Here is an 18,534-nt window from a genome sequence, read left to right as displayed (position 1 = left end):
GAGTATAATCAAAACTGCGGGAAAAGGAAACGGCCGCTCAGAGGGAAGGATGTTCCCTGTCCGGGGTCCCTTTTGTCAGGCTGTTGCCGTAAATCCCTTTCATGGCCGGATGGGCCTCTCCACTGCCGGGCATGAAAGGCAAAGCAGCCGCCCCGGCGCAGCGGCCGAGGAGGATGAAATGCACAGACGCGGCTTCACCCACAGGAGAAGGCCTGCCAGAGGAGCAAGACCTCTCAGAAAGAAGAGTCTCGAAGAGAAACTCAGAAGGCTTGATTCGACTCAAGACGACTACCGCCGCCAGTCTCTGGCCATTCACGGATCGATTTGCGCAAGGTGCGGCATGGAATTCAACTCCTCGAACCTCCACCTCCTGACGGTCCATCATAAGGATGGAAACCCCCACAACAATCCGAAGGACGGGAGCAACTGGGAGAATCTCTGTATTTACTGCCACGATGATCTCCACAGCAGAGGGGTCCTTGCCGACTATCTGACGGGGGACGAGAAATAGGAGCTCATCCTACCGGGGGCTTGTACCGGATTCTGCTCCGGTTTAGAGTCTCCTCCTCGGTTCAGCCCCTGAGGACGCCGGTGATTTCCTCTACAAGAGGCTTCGAACCGACATAGAGGGCTGTTCTCTGATGACACTTTTCCGGTTGGATGAGGAGAAGGGGGGTTCCGGTTTCATCCACAGCATCTCCACCCGCCTCGTGGCACATGAAAGCCACCACGGCTGCCTCATACATAAGGCGGAGTTTTCCATGAGGCCGGTTTTTTTCTGGATTCGGATGATTGACGATGGCAGGATACATGAACATGCCGCCGTTGGAGAGAATCCTGTGAAAATCCCCTGCCAGGGCCCCGAGATATCGAAACGCGTATTTTCTCTCATTCTCCGCAATCCACTGCTGAACCCCTCTGGCAAAGGTGTAACGGTTTGCCTCGTTGAAGGAAAGCTCCCAGGTCTTGGTATCCTGGGGAAGCTTTACCTGTACCGGTCTCACAAAATTCATGGTTTCATCGATATGGAATCGCCAGGTTCCTGATTGATGAAGTGCGAGGGTGAAGGTGCCGGTTGGGATCACGAACATGCCGGCAGCAATGTAGTCTTTTCCTGCACGGAGGTGACCGTCCTCAGGCCCTTCGAGATTTCGCTTGGCGATACCGAAGAGAAAACCGACCGGAAGCCCGTGGGAGACATTCGAAGAACCGTCGAGGGGGTCGAAGTAGACAAAATACCTGCCCCCTTCCACATTCAGGGGGATTATTCCTTCTGACTCCTCGCTGATGGCATGGATCACTCGTCCGGAGCTTTTCAGATAGTGGATGGTGATCTCATGGGCGATTTGGTCCATGCGCATCACTTCTTCACCCTGGACGTTCACGCGGCCCGCAAGCCCGAGATTCCCCTTCAGAGCCCCGGTCAGGTAGTAGTGCTGGATATGCTTGGCCGCACTGATCAGGGCTTCCATGAGGATCAAAAAATGATATGTACGCCTGTGCTTCTCCTGATGGTGAAGGATAAAGTTCATGAAAGTCTGTTCGAGACGCATGCTCCTCCTCCCGGCAGTACTCGGATCACCCAGACAGGGGGGTGAGGGGCTTCTCTCCCTTGGCCCGGGCCCGCCCCACCGAGTAAATATAGGGCAACACTCCGGCAAATACAACCCTGAAGTCTCCTTGATCTGCGATCGAGTGTTCTCAAAAGCCGTTGACGTTACGAGGTCTTTTTCTTCTTCTCCTTCAGCGATGAACGCGTTCTCCGGTCATGGGCAATTTGGAGGCGCACGGTCTACCCGGTTTCGGGTGAATTTTCTCGGGCCCTGGCGCTTGACAGGAGAGAAGTATCTGGCATAGATGTTCTGTGGGACGCGGCGTTTCCTAGGCGAAGCGAGTCCCCAGTGTGGACAGGTCGAGGCCCGGATACCGTGGCACAGACATTTCGTAAGGATCTACAGTTCTACAAGTTTTGCCTCTATGGGTTCCTCAAGAACTTGAGATTCTTCGAACCCTTCTTGATCCTCTTTTTTGCCGAGAAAGGGATCTCCTATCTTCAAATAGGCACGCTTTACGCCATACGGGAGGTGCTGAAGAATCTTCTCGAAATACCCACAGGAGTCGTTGCCGATGCGCTAGGCAGAAGAAGGACGATGATATATTCATTTGTTTCCTATATAGCATCCTTCGTCATTTTCTTTTTCTCCTCACAGTACGGGCTCTTTGTGATTGCCATGGTTTTTTTCTCCTTTGGCGAGGCATTCAGGACTGGCACACACAAGGCGATGATCTTTGAATACTTGGCTATCAAAGGATGGAAAGATCAAAAGGTGTACTATTATGGAAACACGCGGGCATGGTCTCAGATAGGATCGGCATTGTCGTCCCTAATTGCTGCTAGTATTGTTTTCCTAAGCGACAGCTACAAATCGGTGTTTCTATATGCAACGATACCTTATGTAATGGATCTGTTGCTCATGATTAGTTACCCGAAAGAACTGGATGGCGATATCCGGAATATAGAGGGAGATAAGATAAAACGGAATTTCGTGAAAGTTACGAGAGAATTCATCCATTCATTCAAAGATATTGAAATACTGAGAGCCGTTGCAAACATATCGGTCTATAGCGGTTTCTACAAGGCTATCAAGGATTACATCCAACCGGTTCTAAAGACATTCGCACTGGCCTTGCCTATCTTACTCTCTCTCGAGGGCAAGCAGAGAACTTCTATCGTCATAGGCGCCGTCTACTTTGTCATATACATACTCACCTCCTTTGCTTCGAGAATCTCAGGGAAAACCGCTGAGAGGTTCAAGAGCCTTCGTACTCCTCTGAATATTACGATGATTGCGGGATTTTCCATGGGCATCTTAAGCGGGATTTTCTACAATACCGGGTTGCTTGCAGTGTCGATTGCACTCTATGTGGGAATATACCTAATAGAGAATCTAAGGAAGCCGATGGGGATATCCTATATCACAGACATGATGCACCGCGACATACTGGCTACGGCCCTCTCAGCACAATCCCAGGCATCCTCGCTTGTTGCCGCAGTGGTGGCGCTCTTGATAGGTTTTCTTGCCGACCTGTACGGTATCGGATGGAGCCTCGCCGTGGTGTCCATCCTACTGATCTCGGCCAGCCCCTTTTGCATGGCCTGGGAGAGGCAGAGAAGGTGACCGCCATGATGCCGGAAGCTGCCGGGTAGGGGTATTGGCGGCTTGTTCCTTTTTTTGTGACACATCGAGTGTGGCTCTTCCATGTCCGGTTCTTCGAGGGACTCAGGGTTACCCCGGAGGTTACCAGCCTCTTGGCGAGGGGAGAGTGCGGCCTTAAAGGGCTTCGGTTTCCCTGCCGATAGAGCAAGGGAGAGCGGAACAATCCGGTGGACTGCCATGGAACCGTATGAAATCATCCACGCCATCGCCGAAATGACGGAAAATCTGCAGCCCATTCCCCAGGTGGCGGCAAGAGTGATGGAGATGATGGGGGACGCCGATACGAGTTGCAAAGAACTCTCGAGTGTCATTTCAAAGGATCCCGGGTTGACTTCAAGGATACTGAGCCTCTCCAATGCGCCTTACTACAGGCGGATGGAGTCCATAACGTCCCTCAACATGGCTGTCATGATACTGGGCTTCGGCACCATCCAGAGCCTCGTACTGACCATCGCGGTGGGTCTGATCTTTGGCCGCACCACGGCCCGGGGGAGCCTTGCCCAAATCTGGGAACACTCCGTGGCTGCGGCTCTCGTTTCGGAACTCCTGGCCAAAAGGCTCGGCCTTCGTGAGCAGGAGACTTACTATATTGCCGGGTTGCTCCATGACGTTGGCAAATTCGTCTTCTGCCAGAGGTTCCCGGAGAAATTCAGGGAAGGGTTGAAGATGGCCCGGACAGAAGGTATTCCCTTTTTCGAATCGGAAAGAATTCAGTTCGGTTTCGACCATGCGCAGCTCGGACAGGCGGTCTTGCGAAAGTGGCATCTGCCCGAGATCTACCATGCCCCTGTGGCCCACCACCACAGGACGGATAGCCTGCGGAGAGGCGAAACACCCACTCTCGTCGTCCACGTGGCTGACAACATGGCCCACGAGATTCTGCAGAGCGAGGGGGACGGGGAATGGAAGCCCGAGGCGGTGGCCCTGGAAAGGCTCGGAGTCGGAGAGGCAGATATTCACGAAATGGCCAGCAAAGACAAGGGGATGATTCTCGAGAATCTCGAACTGATAGTCAAATCTTGAAACTGAAGAGGATTTACATGAGGTCTCAGAAGGCATTGAAGCTTGTAGAGGAAGAAGAGAATCTTCCGGTTCTTCCTCAGCTTTTCTACAGGATCGTCGAGGCGGCATCTAACCCCGAGACACCGGTTTCGAAGCTCTCCAGCCTCATCCTGGAGGATCAGGTCCTCACGGGAAGAGTTCTGAGAATGGCCAATTCGGCCTATTATTCGATGCCCCAAAAGATCTCCACTGTGACCAGAGCCGTCATGGTCCTGGGGTTCATCACCCTGAAGAACTTCATAACCGCTGCAACCGTTGTCGACACCCTCTACAAGGGGGGTTTCAAAGGTGGGCTGTATGAGACCTTTTGGATCCACGCCCTGACCTGCAGCCTCCTGGCCAGCCTGCTGGCGGAAAAGCTGAAGGTTGATCAAAGGGAAGTAGCTATGGTGGCGGGCCTCGTACATGATTGCGGCAAGCTCTTCCTCGACTATCATTTTCCAGAGACATATAGAAAGGTGGCCGAGGAGACCCTGAAGGGCAGGGATTTTCTGGCGGCTGAGAGGAAATTCTTCGGTGTCACCCATGTGGACGTGGGAGAGAAAATCGCCCGGAAATGGGGCCTGCCGGCAGCCCTTATCGAGGCCATCCGGGACCATCACCGTTTTTCAGGTGCATCGAAGGACCTGGCCCTTTCGGACGTCGTCTACATGGCTGATCTTCTCTCTCCCTATGCCATCCCGGAGAGTTGGGCGGACCGGATCGGAGGGATATATCCCAAAGAGAGCCCGGACGAATGCTGCCGCGGGATATGGGTGGGGTTGGGTCTCACGGAGGAGACGATTCAAAGACTCATCGAATCGGCGAAGCAGAACGTCCAGCGCGTGGCCGAAGACCTCAATCTCACGTTTCTCAGTCCATCCGCCCAAGACCTGGAAGAGCCCTCTCCTGAGATATTCCGGCTCCAGAGGGAGATGGAGAGGAAGGAGCGGCAGCTGGCAATGGTCAATGAGATCAGCGGATTCATCCTGGAGAATCCACGGCCGGAAGAACTCATTCAGATCGTGCTTGAGGCCGTCCACAGGGGAATAGGTTTCAATCGGACCCTCTTGTTTCTCCTCGACGGAGCGGGCAAGACCGTGGCGGGAAAGTTCGGCTTGGGCCATGACGTCCCTCCTTTTCTGAAGAGTATTTCGGTCCCCATAGACTCGGATGGGTTGATGGGCAGAGCCATTCGAGAGAAAAGGGCTTTCAATGTCGTAGACTCTAATTCCCGTTCCTGCAGTGACCTTCCGCGGTTGGAGGTTCCTGTTCTTGCGGAGATAAAGACCTTCGCCCTAGTCCCGTTTATCGCGGGAAGGGAGGTCATCGGCCTTGTCATGGTGGACAATTCGGTCACCCGCGAACCCATCAGAGATCAAGAGGTGGAACTCATAAGAACCTTTCTCACTCTTGCAGGAGTCTACCTGGAGAGTTACAGCAAGAGGCCGGATTGACGGAACAGGCGTCTGGGAGAGGTCTCTTGGAGACCATGTGTTCTTGCTGAGAAAGACCCAAAGAGAAGCCGACCTTGACAACCATACTCATCATCATTGGATTTCTTCTTGTCCTGGCCGCTCTGGCCGGCTGTTTCCTGCCCGCCATCCCGGGGCCTCCACTGGGTTTCCTGGCTCTGATCGTTCTTTCCTTTGCAAAGGACGGGGAAGCCTTTAGCACGACTTTCTTGATTGTCATGGCATGTCTCACCGCACTGGTGACTGGCCTTGACTATGTGCTCCCTGCAATCGGGGCAAAGAAATACGGGGCTTCGACATCGGGTGTGTGGGTTTCCATTGCCGGGATGGTAATCGGCTTTTTTCTGTTGCCGCCATGGGGAATGCTTGCTGGTGCCTTCCTGGGCGCACTGATTGGAGAACTCATAACCGGTAAGGGAGGAAAACAGATGTTCCGAGCCGGTTGGGGTGTTCTAGTCGGAAACCTCCTGGGAATCGGACTCAAACTTGCCCTATCCGGGGTAATGTTCTTCTTCTATGTCAAGGAGATGTTTTGATGCTGCTGCCGGGAGGAACTTGCCCGGGCGCTTCTTGGAAGTCAGGAAAGTCGATTTCATTCGCTTGTGGAGCCTCCCGAGTTTTCGGCCGAGGATTCTTGCAAGTATCTGACTTCACGATTTTTTGCTGTTTTGGCAGTAGAACGCCCTTGTCCCCTCGCTCCTGAGCTCACGGGGTGACCCTATCAAGGTTCGCAGGTGGACAGTTCCTGCCCCTTCCCCACGAACACGAATCACGACCCACGAACACGACCCACGAACACGAATCACGAACACGAACCACGAACACGAACCACGAACACGAACCACGAACACGAACCACGAACACGAACCACGAACACGACCTTTCCCCTCCCCGCTCACCCTTGATGGGTACCCCACCGCTTCCGCAATGTCGCCCGGAGGCAAGGGTGTCTTCCAAAAGTCAGGAAAGTCGATTTCATTCGCTTTCTTGACAACCAGGGTGTTTCCTGCTAATAGACGGGTTCATGGAAGAACTTATGACGACCAAGGAGCTTGCCGGTTTGCTCCGCCTCAACGAAAAAAAAGTCTACCAACTCGTACGGGAGGGAGGCCTTCCCCATGTAAGGATAGCAGGAAAATGGCTCTTCCCGAAAAAACATATCTTCCGTTGGATCGACGAGAACGTTCGACGGCAAGAGGACATCCTGATTGCTGGGAGTGACGATGTCCTCCTCGGGAGGGTGTTGGCCTCCTATTCGGGAGAAAGGTTTCCCACGTCCCTGGTGTTCTATTCCCCTGTGGGGAGCCTCAGGGGTATCGAATGTCTCCGCCGGTACAAGGCACAGGCCTGCTGTGTCCACCTGTTCGATGAAGAGACCGGACAGTACAATATTCCCTTTCTGGAAAGGCTCCTTCCCTCTGTCGGCTATGTAGTCGTCAATCTCTGGTATAGGAGCCAAGGCCTTATCGTGAGAAAGGGGAACCCCCTCGGGCTCAGGGGCCTTGAGGATGTCGTCAAGAAGAAGGCGAGATTCGTAAACCGGAACAGGGGATCTGGTACAAGATTCCTCCTTGAATACCTCTTGAAGCTCAGGGGGTTGCAGAAGAGTGATCTGGCAGGCTTTGAGGACGAGACCGACAGCCACCTTGAGGTTGCCTTCCGGGTTTTTTTCGGCGAGGCCGATGTCGGACTCGGCATCGAGTATGTCACCCATCTCGTCCCTCTGGATTTCATCCCCCTTCAGGAGGAACGGTTCGATCTTGTCGTTGCGAGCGAACTCTGGCCGACAAAGGCCTTGAAAGGGTTCATGGAATACATAAACCCTGCCGGAATTCGGAACCTGTCCCGGTCTCTGCCCGGATATCGATTGGATGACACAGGGAAGGTTCTCCTGAAAACCCGCTGAGAGAGCCGGGGTTGAAGGCTCGCCGGAGAACCCTTTGCCTCTCATCTCTTCAAGGGCCCTGCAGAGGCACTCCCCGCCAGCCCCGATCGGTCGAGACCTCTAAGGCACGGCCAGGGGGATGAAAAGAGATTGGCCGAATATGTCTTTCCCAAAGTTCCTGATTATCTCCTGCCCCTCCGCAGAGGTCACCCATCCTATGTAGGCCATGGCCAAGACATAGTTGACTGCGGGGTATCTTGCAGGATTGACGGCTATGATTCCATATGGATTGAAAAGCAGCCGGTCTCCCTGGGCCAGGATGACGAGGTCGATCTTCCCCCTGTAGGCGAGATATGTGCCGCGATCGGAAAGGGTATAGGCCCTCTTCTCCTGAGCGATCTGGAGGACCGCGCCCATGCCCTGGCCGGACTCTATGTACCATCGGCCTCTTGGAGCGAGACGGGCTTTTTTCCAGAGAGCCTTCTCCCTTTTATGCGTTCCTGAATCGTCACCTCGTGAGACGAAGGAGGCCTTGGCAGAGGCGATTCTTTTGAGCGCTTCCACGGCGTCTTTGAGACCGGCTATTCCCGCAGGATCCTTTTGGGGGCCGACGATGACAAAGTCATTATACATGACGTCCCGCCGGTTCACACCGTAACCGTCTCTGACAAACTTCTCTTCAGCCGGGCGGGAGTGGACAAAGACCAGATCACAGTCGCCCCTTTCGGCTGTTTTGAGGGCTTTTCCGGTCCCCTGGGCAATAACGTCGACGGCGGCGTGAAATCTATTCTCAAAGGGAGGGTTCAGCGCACCGAAGAGCCCGGTGTTATCGGTACTTGTGGTGCTGGCGACTCGCAGCCTCTCGCTTTGGGGATGTCCCGAGACCGGGATCCAAAAACAGAACATAACAGAGAAAAGAACAACCGCCTTCTTCATGTGACGTCTCCTTTCCTGGGCTTGTGTCGATCTGCATGGCGTGAGGTGGGCGCGGGCGGTTCCCCAGCCGTTTGCAGACGTTGACTTCGGGGACCAAGGTGGATATAGTTAGCATAATTGGAAATCTCTGTCAATAACGGTAAGTAATTATCCTTTTTCACGCTTTTGAAGGCCTTTCTGGGATAATTTTGGTCTCGGAACCGAGCCCTGCGGGGGGGGTTGTGGGCTTTCTGTTGAGTGCTGTCGTGAGATCCTTTGATCTGATTCTCTCTCTCGACGGCGAGATCTATGGAATCGTCCTGCGATCTCTGCGTTTCTCCCTGAGTGCCACAGCTCTCGCCGTGCTCCTGGGGGTTCCGGTTGGATTCCTCATCGGGTCGAGACGATTCAGAGGGAGATCTGCGGTCATCACCCTGCTCAACACGGCCATGGCCTTACCCACCGTTGTCGTTGGGCTCTTGGGTTATTCATTTCTCTCGAGAAGCGCTCCCCTTGGTTTCTTGAATCTCATGTTTTCCCCCATGGCCGTGATTCTCGGAGAGTTTCTGCTGTCCCTTCCGGTTATTACGAATCTCACGGTCGCGGCTGTCCAGTCTGTGGACCCAAGAGCACTGCTCACCGCCAGGGCCCTGGGGGCAGGGGCTTTTCACACGGCTTGGACTGTCCTGATGGAGGCGAGATTCTCTCTGATGGCAGCGATTGTCGCGGGTTACGGCCGTGCGGTCTCAGAGGTGGGATCGGCCATGATGCTCGGGGGTAACATCAGATTCCACACGCGGACAATGACCACAGCGATAGCACTCGAGACCAGCAAAGGGGAATTCGGTTTCGCCCTTGCTTTGGGCTTTTTTCTTCTTCTTCTGGTCTTGTCAATGAACATTTTCTTCCATTACTTCCAGATAAAGGCCCGCACTTGGTAAGAAGGCATGGGGATTCTCGACCTCAGGGGCATCGTCCACGTTTGTCAGGGCAGGAAGATCCTGGAGATACCGAGCCTGTCTGTTCAGAGGGGAGAGATCTACGGTGTAGTGGGCCCGAACGGCTCCGGTAAGACCACGCTCCTTTCGATAATGGGTCTTATCCTCAGGCCGACACAGGGAGAGGTCTACTTCGAAGGGCACCGGGTTGTCCCTGACAAGAGATCCCTCATGGGATTTCGTGAATCCGTGGTAATGGTCTTCCAATCTCCCTATCTTTTCAAGACGTCCGTGGCAAGGAATGTCTCTTACGGATTGCGCCTGAGAGGAGTTCCGCGGAGGAGATGGGAGGCCAGAGTAAAGGAGGTCCTCGAATTGGTCGGTCTGACGGGTTTCGAAAAGAGGAAAGCCGGTGAACTCTCAGGGGGCGAGACCCAGTTGGTCGCCTTGGCCAGAGCGTTGATTCTCGATCCCAAGGTGCTTCTTCTCGACGAGCCCACGGCCAATGTCGATCCCAGGCAGGTACATCGCTTTGAGGGGATCATCTCCAGAATAAACAGCGAGCGGGCGACCACGGTCGTTCTGACCACACATAATCTGGCTCAGGCCTACCGGTTGAGTCAAAGGGTGGTTTCCCTGTTCGAAGGTTCTTTGGTGGAATCGACCACCCACAACCTATTTTCAGGAAGGATCGTTCAGACCGGGGAGGGCCCGTGCTTTGATACGGGAACCATCCGTATTTGGATCGTTCCAGGATACGAACCCCTTGATGCGAGGTACGCTTCAATCGATCCTGAAAATGTGATTCTCTCACGAGAGCCCTTCTCGTCGAGTGCGAGGAATCAGTTTCATGGAAGGGTCGCCGAGATTACGGAACTGGGCGGGAAGATCCTGCTGAAGGTGCGCTCGCAGGAAGACTTCTACGTCCAGATCTCGGAGCAGTCTCTATCGAACATGGCCCCCACCGTAGGTTCACCGGTCTATCTCACTTTCAAGGCTTCCTCGGTCAAGCTCCTGTAGAGGACGAATCCGCCAGAGATGCCCGAGCAATGAAAACAGGCCGTCTGCGAGCCACGCGATTGAACATAGAATGGCACGACAATTGCTGGGATCGCGAGGTTGAGGGCGTGCCTAGGGAACCGATCCCTCCCCCATAAATCGTCACTCACTTTTAGATCCTCCCCTCCCGGGGTATCCAAAACAGAGGCGTGGACCGACCCGAGAGCTGAAAGGAGACCTAATGGGGCAGTTGGAGACCTCGGAGACCGGCCGGGCCCTTGGGGAGACGCCAGCCGAGCCAAAAGAGCTGAGGCCCCAGGCTGCCCGACTGGCCGGCCTGTTGGACCGCATGGCAAGAGGGGGTACTGACGCCGAGGGCAGGGACATTTCCTCACTCCAGGCGGCTAAGGAAGAATTCCTGGAAGGGCTCGGGGAATTCCTGGCAAAGGCCCCGAGTCTCAGTCTCGAGATCGGCCCTTTTGCCTTCCTATGGCAGGGAGAGACGATTTACGAAAACACCGATCCCAGCGCTGTTCCACACAGGCTGTACAGGGCAGGGATGAGGAGAATCGAATTCCACCCTGGAATCGATCAAGGGGAGTTGGTGAGGTTCCTCGGCTTGCTCGGAGACTCCGGCCCTGGCACCGGGGAGGGAGAGCCTTGTGTCTTCCCGCTCCTCGATGAGGATCTCCCCCACCTCCGTTGGGTAGAGGCCGATGAGTACATGAAGGTCCACCCCCTGCCTGTGCCCGGGAGTCTGGAGGATCTGAAGCACCGGTACCCCCGGTGCGACATGCCAAAGCGGCGGCAGTCAAAGATCCTGAGAGAACACTGTCCCGGTTCTGAAGCCGATTTCTTGGAGCCTCTGGGGGAGAAACACTCCCGAGCAGCCGTGGGATTTCCGGTCCTGGGCAAGGTCTATCACATCACACTTGATGAAGTGGAAGCCATCAACCGCCGGATAGTCGATGAATCGACACCGCCCTTCAGGTTGAAGACACTGGAGACCCTCATTGAAGTCCTTTTGATGGAAAGATCGCATCGAGACTTCGAGGAGATCATCTCGACGATCCTCGGAATCCTCGATGCTTCTCTGAGAGCAGGGGATTTTCATGGAGCGGTCCGGGTCCTCAAGAAGTTCTACCGGTGTCTTCACGTGGCCGGGTTCGACGAGACACAAAAAAGACAGATCAGAAAAGCGATCTTCGAAGCGGGAAACGAATCCCGCGTGCATGCCGTACACGAGGGCGTCAAGTCCTCGGAGGAGCAGGACTTCGACGGGCTTGCCGAGTACATCGCACTTCTCCAGAGAAACGCGGTTCCTCATCTGTGCCGGCTTCTGGGGGAACTGGAGGGCTCAAAACCGAGGAGGATCGTCTCGGATGCCCTGGCCGAGCTCGGCAAGACGAGTGTCAGCGTTTTTGGCGCGTTTCTCGACGATCACCGCTGGTACCTGGCCCGGAACATGGTCTACATTCTGGGTCGGATCGGTAGAAGGGAGTGCTTCCCCTATCTGGAGAAGGCCCTGGACCATCCAGATCCCAGGGTTCGGCGTGAAGCCGTCCAGGCGATCCCGGCAGTGACGAGTAAGGAAGAGGCCATAGCTCACCTCACAAGGAAACTCGACGACCCGGACAGTAAAATCAGAAGCATTGCCTGCCTCCAATTGGCCAGAGTGGGCAAAAAAGAGGCCCTGCGCCCTCTGCTCGATCGGGTGGTATCCAAGGCTTTCCGGAAAAGGGAGACCCGGGAGGCGAGGCTTTTTCTCCAGGCTCTCGGCCTCGTGGGTTCTGATGAGGCGGTTCCAGTGCTTCTTCGTATCCTGATGAAGAAGACCTACCTCGGCAGGATCAGGGGGGATGAGATCAGGAGAAGTGCTGCCGATGCCCTGGGGGCCATTGGAACTGACAAGGCCGTAGCGGCCCTACAGAGGAGCACCGTCACGGGGGACGAGGTGGCCAGAGAGGCCAGCCTCGCCGTTCTCAACCGAATCAGTAGATGACAGACATGGTATCGCAACCCACGAATCGGGGTCTTCTCATCTCACCCCGGGGAAACGAGCTGGTCCTGAGGCTTTACAATGCCATCAGATCTCTCGTCAGGGCCCGCCACGACGTCTCGGCCCTCCACGAGACCATCGGGCGTCTCCTCGAGGAAGAGGGCCAGGTCTCGATTGAGATCCGCAGGGATCGCTTCTTGCTGAACGACAGGAAGGTGGAGATGCGCTCCGGCCATGCGGTCAATCGAATACTCTTGGCCGAACTTAGGAAGAGGGGAATCGGCAGGATCGAATTCTCTGGGCTTCCCGATTGCCCGGGACTGGAGGACTTTCTCAAATCCCTGATGGGGATGGGGGGCGAGGAAGGGTTGAGTGGCGAGACCGCCGTCGAGCCCACGGATGAGGTAAAGATCGGCTCTGTGCGCGTGAAGGGCCTGGAGCCGGACGTCAAAAGTCGGGAAGCGGGTCCGTCCGGTGGGGAGCGTGCCTGTTACGCCTGGGTCTATTTCTACGCCATTGATCTGGTCAGAGAGTTGTTTCTCCAGGCCGAAAGGAATGAGCCCCTGGATCTGGCTCTTGCCAGGCGAGTCACACGGGCGGTGGTTTCTGGGTGTGGAGATGCACCGGCAAATTGGATGGGCCTTGCAACCTTCAAGACCAACAGCGAATTCCTGGCGAACCATTCGGTAAACGTCGCCATCTATGCGGTCGCCCTCGGTGACCGGTTGGGACTACCCCGCAGGTTTCTGGTCGATCTGGGTCTGGCGGCTCTGCTCCACGATGTAGGTGAGGTTGGATTCCACTTCTTGGAGGACGGGCAAGGACCGGAATTGACCCTTGACCAATGGGAAGAGATACAGAAGCATCCTGTTCTGGGTGTCAAGAAGGTTCTCGGGTCGAGTGGGTGTGATGAGGCCGCCATGGACCGCGTGATCGATGGGATTTTCAGCCATCACCTTCACTACGACCTCTCGGGATTTCCGAAAGGGAAGAGAAAGGGGCGAACCTCACTGGTGGGGAGTCTGATCTCATTGGCCGACTTCTACGACCTCGCGGTAAGGCCATTTGGTGAACGTCGATTTCCCTGCTTTTCCGACCGGGTGTTGGAGCTTATGATCGACAGGGCTGGGACGGACTTTGATCCGCTTCTGGCCAGGTACTTCATCCGTACGGTTGGAGTTCCTCCTGTCGGAACTCTGTGCCGGTTCGATACCGGCGAGCTTGGGATTGTTTCCACCATCATGGGAGAGGGGAGCGGGGAAGAAGGGTCCCGCGTCCAACTCCTGGAGCGTACCGGGGAGAGATACAGAAGAGGTGAGTTGATCTCGCTCGGCCCTCCTGATCGCAAGGCGGGCAGGACTCCTAGAGCCATCCGGGCAGTGGTCGATCCGAACGAACTCGCGATCGACGTCGCAGAATATCTCATTGAGTTCTGACCCGATCCGGAAGCCGGTGCGACCTTGCATTCTGTACTCTCAAATCCGAGGTCGAAGGCCGTTCCATGTCGAGGGCGGTTCTTGAACCCTCCGTGTAAAGCCCTTTCCACCTGGGCATGAACCGGATCGTACCCCTCTGGGCGGGAGAACACTCCTATCGCTTTGATCCCAAGCTGCCGCCACTCGGGATTCACGGGCGAGCCTTCCAATTCCCTTCGGCTCCACCCAGGACAACGGCCACTCACTCCTGACGGGCATCCCGTACCTTCGCAATATCACACAGGTAACGGGTGTTACCCAAAAGTGAAGGAACCCAAAACGAGCCCCGTGTTGACCAATCGGTCTGGAAATGGAATAATGAACGTGAAAGAAGGGGGGACATGATAAAAGACACTCGTGAAAGACGGAAGTATCCACGATACGAGATCTCCTTTCCCATTAGCTTCCGGGTCTCCGGGCTTGCCCCGGTGGTTTCAAAGGCTGAGAGCATCGAGGGAATCGGGACCAGAACCACCGGGAAGGTGGGGAATATCTCCCTGGAGGGTCTTCTCATTGAGGCGAACCCGACTCGGGATCAAGTGAGTGAGATCATCAGGGCCAAGCAGGGAGACGACCGGTTTGACATCGAGATCGAAACCAGCCTGGGTGGGGAGAGCGTCAAGGTGACCGGGAAAGTCGTCTGGTACGATATAAACTTCTTGGAGGAGGCCCCTTACCATTTTCGTGCAGGCATATTCTTGGAAGAGATGGACCTGGCAACGAGGAGGGTCTGGAAGGCCTTCATTTCGAGAGCAAGGGGTTAGCAGGGAGTCCCTTGCAGGGTGCAGTTCCAAAGGGATCCGCCTTGATTGTCGAGTGCCCCCGGTGTCATACCCGGTACAGGATTAACGAGCTTCTCTTCATAGAAAATTCCAGGAACGTTCGTTGCTCTCGTTGCCGTCACGTGTTCACGGTGGCAAAAGTATCACGCCTCAGCTGCTCCATCTGCGGCAAGGAGATCTCACGCACCGAACAATACATGATCAGATACTACAGGAGGTCCCCCTACGCCATCTGCCCACTCTGTGCCAACACCTATCGGGGAGCGCTGGGAAGAGACAAACAAAAGGGATAAGAAGCGGGTGACGGGACTCGGACCCGCGACCCTCAGCTTGGGAAGCTGATGCTCTACCAACTGAGCTACACCCGCACTCGATCTACCTCTTACCGACTATCTTCAAGATATTGCAAAACCTATGCAAGGTCAAGAGTCAAGGAGAGTGGAGTTTCCTGACTTTTGGAGAACACCCTTGCCTCCGAGCGACATTGCGGAAGCGGTGGGGGTACCCATCAAGGATGAGCGGGGAGGGGAAAGGTCGTGTTCGTGATTCGTGTTCGTGGCGGAGGGGCAGGAACTGCCCACCCGCGAACCTTGACAGGGTGACCGCGTGAGCTCAGGAGCGAGGGGACAAGGGTGTTGTCCTGCCAAGACAGAAAAAGATCGTGAAGTCATATACTTGCAAGAATCCTGGGCCGAAAACTCAGGAAACTCCACTCCATGAGACCGGAGTCTCCCGACTTTCGGAGAAGGCGCTTCTCCTGCCAAAGAGAGAAAATAACGGTAGAGCTATCTACCAGAAAAAATCCTCGACCGGGAGCCAAGAAACCCAGGCCCTGACAAGACACCGAGGAAGCCCCGTGAAGGGCTACTTCACCCTCTCGATATACGCGCCGGTCCTTGTGTCGATCTTGATCACGTCCCCTTGGTTCAGAAAAAGGGGTACCTGAACTGTTGCCCCGGTCTCCAGGATGGCCGGCTTAGTCCCACCCGAAGCGGTGTCTCCCCTCACACCCGGCTGTGTGTCTACGATCTCGAGTTCCACAAAAATGGGCAGCTCGATCCCTATGGGCTTCCCGTTGTAGTAAAGAAGGGAGACATTAATATTCTCCTTCAAAAAGTCCTTGCTCTTTCCCACCTGATCTTCGGTAAGAAAAAACTGTTCGTAAGTCTCATTATCCATGAAACAGTATTTTTCTCCGTCCCGGTATAGATACTGCATCTGCCTCTCCACGACGTCCGGACTCTCCAACCGGTCGGAGACGCGAAAGGTCTGTTCCCGAACGTTTCCTGTGATCAGGCTCTTGATCTTTGCCCGAGCGAATGCACCGCCCTTGCCTGGTTTGACGTGTTCGTAGTCGACGAGTACAAAGGGTTCTCCGTTGAGCTCGATCTTGAGTCCTTTTCTAAAATCGTAGATGGTTAACATAGCGGCTCCTTCAAAAGACCCTGAGACCCTTGTCGATCTGGGTCAGGACCTCGCACTCCTCTTTTCTTACCAGAACCATGTCCTCGATTCGGATCCCCCCCCATCCTGGAATATAGATACCGGGTTCGACGGTGAAAACCATGCCGCCTTCGGCAACACCCTCACTGTCGAAGGAGATTCTCGGCTCTTCATGAATCGCCAGGCCCACCCCATGGCCGAGGCCGTGCCCAAAACGAGCCCCGTACCCCTTATCTGCGATATACCCCCTGGCGACTCGGTCGATCTCCTGGAGGGACACACCGGCTCTGATCGAAGAGATGGCTCGATCATGGGCTTCTTTCACGATGGAGTAAATCTTCCGCTGTTCGGCAGTGGGCTCGCCCAGGCAGAAAGTACAGGTTTCATCGGAATGGTATCCGTTGAACCGGCTGCCGAAATCGATGAGAAGGAGATCTCCCCTTTTCAGTCTCTTTTCGGTGGGTTTACCATGAGGGAGGGCCGCTCTGTAGCCCGAGGCGACGATAGTCTCAAAAGCGACTGTCTCTGCGCCGAGCCGCCTCATCTCGAATTCGATCTCCCGGGCGAGTTCCTTCTCCGCGATTCCCGGTTCCACCCGGCAGAGGGTATTGAGAAGGGCCTTTTCTGCAATTGAGATGGCTTTTTTCATGAGGCGAATCTCAGAAGGGTCCTTTCTGATTCTTGCCGCCCGGACCTCCCTTTCCAGCGGGACGAGAGCGATACCTGTGAGCTTTGCCGAAAGCTCGGCCCAGAATGCATAGGTGACGTGCTCTGATTCGAAACCCAGCCGTTTCACCCGGGAAGCGAGGATCGCGTCTGCAATCCCTTCCACCTTTTTGGAGTATTCGGCCAGCTCGTAACCGGATGCCTCATCTGCGGCCTGGGTTATGTACCTGGAATCAGTCAGCAGCCGCCTCCTATCTCCTGTGAAAAGGAGGGCGGCATCAGAACCAGTAAAACCGCTCCAGTACCTGACGTTTTCAGGAGAAGTGACCAGCAGCCCGTCCAGGTTCCTGTGGTTGAGAAGTCTGGTCACCCATTGGAATCGTCGTTTCTTCAAACTACGTCCCCTTGTCTTCGCCGCCTCTGGATGTTCCGAATCTTCTCCCTCCATTTTTCCAGCTTCTTGATCTTTTCACTCCTGCCAGTCCCGTCTCCTTGATCCACGGTATTGGCCTGGGCAGGCCGCTTGACCCTGGACTCAAGCACCCTGATAGCCTCGCGGATCTCCTCGTTGGAGGGCTCTTGCTCGAGTACTTGCTGGTAGATCTCAAGGGCCTTCCGAGTATCTCCCTGCTCGAGATAGAGCTCGGCGAGGGTTTTTGTGGCGATTTTCTCCCCCACGGTTCCCCTCCCGAATTTTAGAGAAAGTTAAGGATGTTTGCTTGAAAAGTCAAGAGAACTCGCGGCCCTCAATCTCATGCTTGAATTCCAACGGCTTGCAAATATGGGCTGAATCGGGGTTTGCCGACTCAATCCGGATCGTCTCGAGTCGGCCCGGTTTGCATGGAGTGAGGCCGTCGAGAGGGTGAGGTTTGTGCCCACAGGGAGTTGACAAAGTGTGTTTCAACCATATAAGATTCCCGAAAAACGTGAGGGGTCCATGGCAAAGAAGCTGAAGAGACGCACGAAGAAGATCGAGGAGCCAAAGGAATCGGTTGTTTTCAAGGAGATCAGGGATCGGTTTGTTCGAAACTGGAGACTTTTTACCCTGGCGGCTATCCTCCTGGCTGTGCTGGCAGGCGGGATTGTGTGGTGGCGTGCCAGTCTCCGGGAGAGGGAGAGTAGGGCCTCCTTCCTGCTGTCCCAAGGGGTGGAAAGATTGAAGGAGGCGGAAGGCTTGAGCGGGAAGGAGGCCGATGGGGCGTATAGGGATGCCCTCGAAAGATTGACGGATCTTCTGAAGCGATACCCTTCCACGGAGAGCGGTAGGCTCGCCCTCATCTATGCGGGGAGGTGCTTGTCAAGAATGGGGCGGTACGGGGAAGCTATCCAGAAGTATCAGAAGTTTCTCTCTAAGGACGGCGGTAAGCCGCTGTGCCGTTGTCTTGCCTTGGAGGGGCTCGGATATGCCTACCTGCACGAAAAGAAGTATGAGGAGGCTCTGGCCTCATTCAAGGAGTTGGGGGGGCTGGATCAGTGCTTTCTCGGGGGTGAGTCGATTCTGGGGCTTGCCAGGACATATGAGGGAATGGGTCGAGACAAGGAGGCCCTCAAGGCTTACAAGGACTTCCTGAGCCGGTACCCCGACGCCGCCGAGTCGGATCTGATCAAAAGGCGGGTGGCGTTACTGGAAGAGAAGCTCCGCTAGTCCCGGGCTTGGAGGCTTTGGCTCAGGAGGAATTTCTCCGTCTTAGGTCAGAG

19 protein-coding genes and 1 tRNA gene are annotated in these 18,534 nt (G+C 55.2%); 13 read left to right on the top strand and 7 right to left on the bottom strand.

All coding sequences use genetic code 11. From position 1 onward, the window contains the following. Positions 1 to 37: 37 nt before the first annotated feature. Entirely contained in the window at positions 38 to 184 is a 147-nt protein-coding gene (locus JRJ26_00180; GenBank protein ID MBW2055892.1) for a hypothetical protein, read from the bottom strand. Here JRJ26_00180 and JRJ26_00175 point away from each other — a divergent pair. Next, a complete protein-coding gene (locus JRJ26_00175; protein MBW2055891.1) occupies positions 179 to 511 on the top strand; it encodes an HNH nuclease family protein in 333 nt (110 codons plus the stop codon). The two genes, JRJ26_00180 and JRJ26_00175, sit on opposite strands and share 6 nt — an antisense overlap. 61 nt (positions 512 to 572) lie before the next feature. Here the strand turns inward: JRJ26_00175 and JRJ26_00170 are convergent, their stop codons facing one another. Beyond that, complete coding sequence (locus JRJ26_00170) at positions 573 to 1,553, bottom strand: hypothetical protein (GenBank protein MBW2055890.1); 981 nt, start codon at positions 1,551 to 1,553, stop codon at positions 573 to 575. 375 nt (positions 1,554 to 1,928) lie between these two features. On the opposite strand from JRJ26_00170, the gene JRJ26_00165 reads away from it, so the two are divergent. From JRJ26_00165 to JRJ26_00145, 5 genes are all read left to right on the top strand, one after another. Next, a complete protein-coding gene (locus JRJ26_00165) occupies positions 1,929 to 3,179 on the top strand; it encodes an MFS transporter (GenBank protein MBW2055889.1) in 1,251 nt (416 codons plus the stop codon). Positions 3,180 to 3,395: 216 nt separating this feature from the next. Continuing rightward, the gene (locus tag JRJ26_00160) at positions 3,396 to 4,241 is read left to right on the top strand and encodes an HDOD domain-containing protein (GenBank protein MBW2055888.1); all 846 of its coding nucleotides are present in this window, start codon (positions 3,396 to 3,398) and stop codon (positions 4,239 to 4,241) included. A 17-nt stretch (positions 4,242 to 4,258) separates the two neighbouring features. Beyond that, on the top strand, positions 4,259 to 5,716 hold the full coding sequence (locus tag JRJ26_00155; GenBank protein MBW2055887.1) for an HDOD domain-containing protein: 1,458 nt from the start codon (positions 4,259 to 4,261) through the stop codon (positions 5,714 to 5,716). Between the two features lie 74 nt (positions 5,717 to 5,790). Next, entirely contained in the window at positions 5,791 to 6,270 is a 480-nt protein-coding gene (locus tag JRJ26_00150; GenBank protein ID MBW2055886.1) for a DUF456 domain-containing protein, read from the top strand. Positions 6,271 to 6,770: 500 nt separating this feature from the next. Further along, positions 6,771 to 7,640: a helix-turn-helix transcriptional regulator gene (locus JRJ26_00145; GenBank protein ID MBW2055885.1), complete on the top strand. Its 870-nt coding sequence runs from the start codon at positions 6,771 to 6,773 to the stop codon at positions 7,638 to 7,640. Between the two features lie 99 nt (positions 7,641 to 7,739). On the opposite strand, the gene JRJ26_00140 is transcribed toward JRJ26_00145, so the two are convergent. Continuing rightward, entirely contained in the window at positions 7,740 to 8,555 is an 816-nt protein-coding gene (locus tag JRJ26_00140; protein MBW2055884.1) for a substrate-binding domain-containing protein, read from the bottom strand. Positions 8,556 to 8,776: 221 nt separating this feature from the next. Here JRJ26_00140 and JRJ26_00135 point away from each other — a divergent pair, with 221 nt between their 5' ends. The 6 genes from JRJ26_00135 to JRJ26_00110 all read left to right on the top strand — a co-directional run bounded on the left by JRJ26_00135 (position 8,777) and on the right by JRJ26_00110 (position 15,020). Beyond that, on the top strand, positions 8,777 to 9,475 hold the full coding sequence (locus tag JRJ26_00135; protein ID MBW2055883.1) for an ABC transporter permease: 699 nt from the start codon (positions 8,777 to 8,779) through the stop codon (positions 9,473 to 9,475). A gap of 6 nt (positions 9,476 to 9,481) precedes the next feature. Continuing rightward, positions 9,482 to 10,492, top strand: coding sequence for an ATP-binding cassette domain-containing protein (locus JRJ26_00130; GenBank protein ID MBW2055882.1), 1,011 nt, complete (start codon positions 9,482 to 9,484; stop codon positions 10,490 to 10,492). Positions 10,493 to 10,712: 220 nt separating this feature from the next. Then, positions 10,713 to 12,473 (top strand): HEAT repeat domain-containing protein, encoded by a 1,761-nt coding sequence (locus tag JRJ26_00125; protein ID MBW2055881.1) that lies wholly within the window; start codon positions 10,713 to 10,715, stop codon positions 12,471 to 12,473. Further along, complete coding sequence (locus tag JRJ26_00120; protein MBW2055880.1) at positions 12,470 to 13,906, top strand: HD domain-containing protein; 1,437 nt, start codon at positions 12,470 to 12,472, stop codon at positions 13,904 to 13,906. Before JRJ26_00125 ends, JRJ26_00120 begins: the two co-directional genes overlap by 4 nt. 380 nt (positions 13,907 to 14,286) lie before the next feature. Then, positions 14,287 to 14,709, top strand: a complete 423-nt coding sequence (locus tag JRJ26_00115) for a PilZ domain-containing protein (GenBank protein MBW2055879.1) — start codon at positions 14,287 to 14,289, stop codon at positions 14,707 to 14,709. A 41-nt stretch (positions 14,710 to 14,750) separates the two neighbouring features. Further along, a complete protein-coding gene (locus tag JRJ26_00110; GenBank protein MBW2055878.1) occupies positions 14,751 to 15,020 on the top strand; it encodes a zinc-ribbon domain-containing protein in 270 nt (89 codons plus the stop codon). A gap of 2 nt (positions 15,021 to 15,022) precedes the next feature. On the opposite strand, the gene JRJ26_00105 is transcribed toward JRJ26_00110, so the two are convergent. From JRJ26_00105 to JRJ26_00090, 4 genes are all read right to left on the bottom strand, one after another. After that, positions 15,023 to 15,095: transfer RNA gene (locus tag JRJ26_00105), tRNA-Gly, on the bottom strand. Between the two features lie 496 nt (positions 15,096 to 15,591). Next, positions 15,592 to 16,152 (bottom strand): elongation factor P, encoded by a 561-nt coding sequence (efp, locus tag JRJ26_00100; GenBank protein ID MBW2055877.1) that lies wholly within the window; start codon positions 16,150 to 16,152, stop codon positions 15,592 to 15,594. 10 nt (positions 16,153 to 16,162) lie between these two features. Then, positions 16,163 to 17,284, bottom strand: a complete 1,122-nt coding sequence (locus tag JRJ26_00095) for an aminopeptidase P family protein (GenBank protein ID MBW2055876.1) — start codon at positions 17,282 to 17,284, stop codon at positions 16,163 to 16,165. Then, positions 17,227 to 17,514 (bottom strand): tetratricopeptide repeat protein, encoded by a 288-nt coding sequence (locus JRJ26_00090; GenBank protein MBW2055875.1) that lies wholly within the window; start codon positions 17,512 to 17,514, stop codon positions 17,227 to 17,229. Before JRJ26_00090 ends, JRJ26_00095 begins: the two co-directional genes overlap by 58 nt. A 259-nt stretch (positions 17,515 to 17,773) precedes the next feature. Here JRJ26_00090 and JRJ26_00085 point away from each other — a divergent pair, with 259 nt between their 5' ends. After that, the gene (locus JRJ26_00085; protein ID MBW2055874.1) at positions 17,774 to 18,481 is read left to right on the top strand and encodes a tetratricopeptide repeat protein; all 708 of its coding nucleotides are present in this window, start codon (positions 17,774 to 17,776) and stop codon (positions 18,479 to 18,481) included. The last annotated feature ends 53 nt before the right edge of the window (positions 18,482 to 18,534 follow it).

The sequence above is a fragment of the Deltaproteobacteria bacterium genome, from assembly GCA_019308905.1.
GTDB lineage: Bacteria > Desulfobacterota > BSN033 > WVXP01 > WVXP01 > JAFDHF01.
The sequence above is the reverse complement of the archived record's forward strand: the minus strand, read 5'-3'. Positions and strand labels throughout refer to the sequence as shown.